The organism is Pseudomonas khorasanensis (assembly GCF_014268505.2).
In the GTDB taxonomy this organism is placed as follows: Bacteria; Pseudomonadota; Gammaproteobacteria; order Pseudomonadales; family Pseudomonadaceae; genus Aquipseudomonas; species Aquipseudomonas khorasanensis.
Map to the genome: position 1 here is coordinate 1 of NZ_JABWQP020000026.1, position 4490 is coordinate 4490.

Consider the following 4490-nt stretch of genomic DNA (forward strand, 5'->3'; position numbering starts at 1 on the left):
TTGGCTATGGGGTGATGCCGTACAAATCGCAGTACTCAAGCCAATCCATCCCCGCCATCTCTGCCACTTCCCTGTGTACCTCAAGGCGCTGCGCCTGATATTCCTCGGGCGAGCCAGCGGTCAGTTGCAATGTCAACTCCCAGGCAAACAACCCCTGGCTTTCCGCCTCGGCCTCAAACGCTTCGTGCAGACGCTCTTCGCGGTACTGTGCCTGGGTTTCGCCCTTGGCCTGGGCCAGCAGGGGGTTGAGATGGTCGAGGGTTTCACGCAGTTCGGGTCGCGCATCGAGAAACAGTTTCAGAGCATGTTCATGTCGCTGGTCGCCAGGCGCCATGTAATTTCCTTGTGTGACTGATGATATTTGGATGCCGCTTGCGCGTATGCACTTCGCGCAAAAAACAGTAAAGCAGAACGGATTGCTGTGTTGCAGTGCTACAGTCCGCTTTTTTCTGAATGAGCGAATGCAATGCGAATGCTGATGTTGGCGCTGGCGGCGGTCCTGCTGGCCGGTTGCGCGGGTTCGGTGATGAATGATGCTCGCACCAAGAGCCCTTACAAGGTACTCACCTCGGACAAACCCGAAAAAGTCGTCGCCCAGTGCGTGCAATTCGCCTGGCAGGACGAGGCGGTGTTCGGCGTCGACGCGGCGGCTTATCTGGAACCGCGCACGTCGGGCGGCACCACGGTTTATACCCGTTCGGCGGAGTCGTTTGTCGATGTGGTGACCGAGGCGACCGGCACGACATTGAACTACTACGCACAACAGAATGATTTTGTCGCGATGCGGCGGATGGCGGCGATGGCGACCTGCCTGTGATTATGTGCTGAGGCCGTTGGCGCTTTCGCGAGCAGGCTCGCTCCCACGCCGGAATGCATTTGCGACTCGTGGGAGCGAGCCTGGTCGCGAAGACAATAGAACAGTCAATCGATCAGCCGCTTCTGGAAGAAATGCCGCTTGTGCCCCAGCGGATAATCGACAATCTCGCCGCATTCGCTGTATCCCACCTTCCTGTAAAACTCGGGCGCCTGGAATGAAAAGGTGTCGAGCCAAATGCCCACACAGTCTTTCTCTTTGGCGAACTCCTCGGCCATGCCCATCAGTTTAGTGCCGATACCCTGACCGCGGCCTTGCTCCGGGACCGCCAGCAGTTCAATGAACAACCAGCGGTAAAACGTGTGGCCATAGAGGCCGCCGAGGATTGCCTCGTGTTCATCGCGCACCAGCAGAGCAATGGGCTCTCGGGTTGAAGGGCCGGCCTTGGCAACGTTGTGTGCACGCAGAGGGGCAAGAATCGCTGCGCGCTGTTCCTCGGTAGGGGTCTGCGTCAACTCGATACGCAAATTCATGCATGACTTCCTTGTGTGGTAGAGCGCCCAGCCTAACGTGTTCCGACAAGCGCTTCCAAGCCCCTCGATAAACAAGCGGAACCGTCAATCAAGCGCTGCGGTCTAGGTTTTATCGCGTCTTTCCCTGAGCGCGAGTGAGGAGGAGACCCCCTTGAATATTTTTGAAGCCCTGCGTGAAAGCCACGAGCGCCAGCGCACTTACGCCAAGGCGCTGATCGCGACCAGCGGCGACAGCCCTGAGCGGGTCGAGGCCTACAAGCAGCTCAAAGCAGAACTGCAAGCGCACGAAACCGCCGAAGAGAGGCATTTCTACATCCCGTTGATGGCCATCGACGAAGGCGTTGACCTGAGCCGCCACGCCATCGCCGAGCACCATGAGATGGACGAAATGATGGAAGAACTCGACGAGACCGAGATGTCGAGTCCTGCGTGGCTGGCCACGGCGAAGAAGCTTTCGGACAAGGTGCATCACCACCTCGAGGAAGAAGAGCACAAGTTCTTCCAGATGGCTGGCAAGCTGCTCAACGAAAAACAAAAAACGCAACTTGCCGGGCAGTACGAAACGGAATATCAGGCGCAACTGGCTTGATCAGAAAAGCGCGATTCCGTGGGTTCGGCGTGTACGCATTTGGCTACGCGTAAAGTGCGACGATTCGTCGATGACTGGTTATCCATCCAGTATTTTCAGGGTTTGTCGGATTCAGGCGATAACACTGCGACAAAAGCGCCAATGGACAAAAAAATCACCTCCGTTAGTTTGAAGCCCTCTCCTCGGGAAGGAGAGTTCTTGAAATCAACGGAGTGAAGATCATGAATCAGGCAATTACAGACAACGAACTGAAACACGGTCGCGTCATATCGCCAGCGAGTCGCGGCGCCGTGGCCATCGATCTCGGCTTGCTGGGCGCTTGGCAGGTCAATGAAATGGAGGGCGGCAAGAACTTCCCGGCACTGGAGGCGGGACCGTTCCCATCACCGTTCGAGACTGACGCCGACAGCGTCACGCCGCCCGCCGACGGTTATATTCTCAGCGGCGGCAAGACAGATGCCCGTGATTGTGTGAATTACACCAATGACGAGATGAGCAGCAAGCTCGGCCGTGAGTTCAGTTGGCCATTGCTCAATGTCGATCCAGGCCAGACCCTCAAGGTCACATGGGCCTACACCGCGCCGCACACCACCCGTGGTTATCGCTGGTTGATCACCAGGGATGGCTGGGCCCCGCAGCAACGCATCACCCGCGCGCAGCTGGAACCGACGCCTTTCTTCGAGGACTTCTATCCGCAAGTGCCGTATTACAGCTACGCGGGTGAGTTGAAGGCGAAGGTTGAACACGAAGTGAAGCTGCCGGCCAACAAAAAAGGTCATCACGTCGTTGTGCTGATGTGGATCGTTGCTAATACCGGCAATGCGTTTTATCAGGCGTTTGATGTGGATTTTGAATAGGGGGTATTCCCTAACCCCAGTTGCTCTCAATGATGGCCATGCCCAATATCGACTTCGCTTTGCTGCGAACCTAGGCGAGCGCTACTGCATCGCCGATGCCGGTTCTCGTGTTCACCAGTTGGGACATATGTGAGCAAGGCGAGGTGCCCTTTGGCTGGGAGTTCAGTCGGCGATATGGGCGGCTGGTTCCTGGAACTCGTGGGAGTGATGCGTTAGGTCGTAGCGCTCATCAGTTACAGATGAAAGCCCGGTAGCGTTGCCGGGCTTTTTCCTATGACGAGCTCCGCACTTCACAAACTTGGACTAAGTTTTTTCGTTGGCCTCGCAAAGCACGGCAAGCACATGCTCTAACCACGATTTACCGGAGGGCCATGCATAAAGGTAATAATAAGAACATTTAATTTCATCAAACAAAAACGCCTGCATTTCTTTTTCGTTGTGGAAATTGTTTAAAACTAAGCTAATTTCGTTTTTTACCTTTGCGACCGTTTCACAAGGCGACTCTATGATAAATCGTCTAGTCACATCATCTTCAGTCTCGTTATCGTAACGCCAGTCTTCATGGAAGTATCCGGCCAAAAACTGGAATAAATTTGGGAGATTTTCTTTAGTCATTCTGCAAAGCCTGTGTGTATACGGTAGGAGCCTGGTAGCTTTTTATCTTTGCGTAAGAGTAGATATACACCATGAACCTGCCTTATATCGGGGGATTTCTTTTTTAAGACCATCCCAACTGGATAGGAGACAGAGTCGTTTATTATAATTTGTGTATCGTCGCTTAGCAGAAATCTATCAATAGTGGTCTGGTTTTTCGTTATCACGGTGGACATGGCTTTTTCTGCTGTCGCTCGATCAAAAAAAGTTGATGCTCTACTAAGCCAAGGCTCATCTCTCAGTCTTTGAGCTAGCTGGGCTGCTGTTCGACCCACATGCTTTTCAATGAAGTGACCGCCCCTTTTTTCGTGAGCCCCTAAACCGCCGCCCGGTACGATCTCACTGTATGGGCCATCGGTTTGTGTCGCTCCAGGACACGGAGTGCAACTCAACCCCAACGGATCCACCCACCCCGTCGGGTTCGGCACGTACTGGTACTGGTTCAACCCACCCGCCAGCTTCACCGGGTCTGGGGTCAAATACCGCCCCAGCCTCGGGTCGTAATACCGATGCCGGTTGTAGTGCAGGCCGCTTTCAACGTCGAAGTACTGCCCTTGAAAGCGCAGCGGTTGGTCCAGGTAGTCGTTGCCGGCCAGGGTCACGGCGGCGACTTTGCCGTAGGCGTCGTATTGCGCCGACCAGACGATTTCGCCGCTGTAGTCGGTCAGTTCCTGCGGGGTGCCGAGGTGGTCGAGCTGGTAGTAGAACGGGCAGGCTTTTTTTGGGCCTTTGCCGTCGAGCAGCGCCAGCGGGCGGAAGGTGCCGGGTTCGTAGAGGAAGCTGCGGTATTGGCTGTCGCTGCTTTCGGCGACGAGGTGGTCGCCTTGCCAGAAGAACTCGGTGGTGGCGCCATCGACGGCTTTGCGGATGCGCCGGCCGAAGGCGTCGTATTGGTAGCTGGCGGTCTGGCCGTCCGGGCGGGTCAGGCCGATCAGGCGGTGCTGGCAGTCGTAGCGGTATTCGGTGACGAGGGTCTGGCCGTGGCCACGGCGTTCGCGGATCAGGTTGCCGAAGGCGTCGTAGTCGTAATGGCGATCGCCCTG

The 4490-nt window shown here is 55.7% G+C and carries 7 protein-coding genes; 3 read left to right on the forward strand and 4 right to left on the reverse strand.

Annotation, left to right across the window (positions count from 1 at the left end):
• Positions 1 to 4: 4 nt before the first annotated feature.
• Positions 5 to 334 carry a DUF6388 family protein gene (locus tag HU727_RS25335; protein ID WP_186534342.1) on the reverse strand — a complete coding sequence of 110 codons (330 nt, stop codon included), beginning with the start codon at positions 332 to 334 and terminating at the stop codon, positions 5 to 7.
• Positions 335 to 466: 132 nt separating this feature from the next.
• Here HU727_RS25335 and HU727_RS25340 point away from each other — a divergent pair, with 132 nt between their 5' ends.
• Entirely contained in the window at positions 467 to 817 is a 351-nt protein-coding gene (locus HU727_RS25340) for a hypothetical protein (RefSeq protein ID WP_186534343.1), read from the forward strand.
• A gap of 104 nt (positions 818 to 921) precedes the next feature.
• Here HU727_RS25340 and HU727_RS25345 read toward each other — a convergent pair whose 3' ends face one another.
• Positions 922 to 1347, reverse strand: coding sequence for a GNAT family N-acetyltransferase (locus HU727_RS25345; protein ID WP_186534344.1), 426 nt, complete (start codon positions 1345 to 1347; stop codon positions 922 to 924).
• 151 nt (positions 1348 to 1498) lie between these two features.
• Between HU727_RS25345 and HU727_RS25350 the strand changes: the two genes are divergently transcribed.
• Positions 1499 to 1936, forward strand: coding sequence for a hemerythrin domain-containing protein (locus tag HU727_RS25350; protein ID WP_186534345.1), 438 nt, complete (start codon positions 1499 to 1501; stop codon positions 1934 to 1936).
• A 221-nt stretch (positions 1937 to 2157) separates the two neighbouring features.
• Complete coding sequence (locus tag HU727_RS25355; protein ID WP_186534346.1) at positions 2158 to 2793, forward strand: lytic polysaccharide monooxygenase auxiliary activity family 9 protein; 636 nt, start codon at positions 2158 to 2160, stop codon at positions 2791 to 2793.
• Positions 2794 to 3096: 303 nt separating this feature from the next.
• Here the strand turns inward: HU727_RS25355 and HU727_RS25360 are convergent, their stop codons facing one another.
• Positions 3097 to 3408, reverse strand: a complete 312-nt coding sequence (locus HU727_RS25360; protein WP_186534347.1) for a contact-dependent growth inhibition system immunity protein — start codon at positions 3406 to 3408, stop codon at positions 3097 to 3099.
• Positions 3405 to 4490, reverse strand: a 1086-nt coding sequence (locus HU727_RS25365; RefSeq protein ID WP_217847149.1) for an RHS repeat-associated core domain-containing protein, incomplete at its 5' end; no start/stop codon positions are given. The genes HU727_RS25365 and HU727_RS25360, both read right to left, overlap by 4 nt.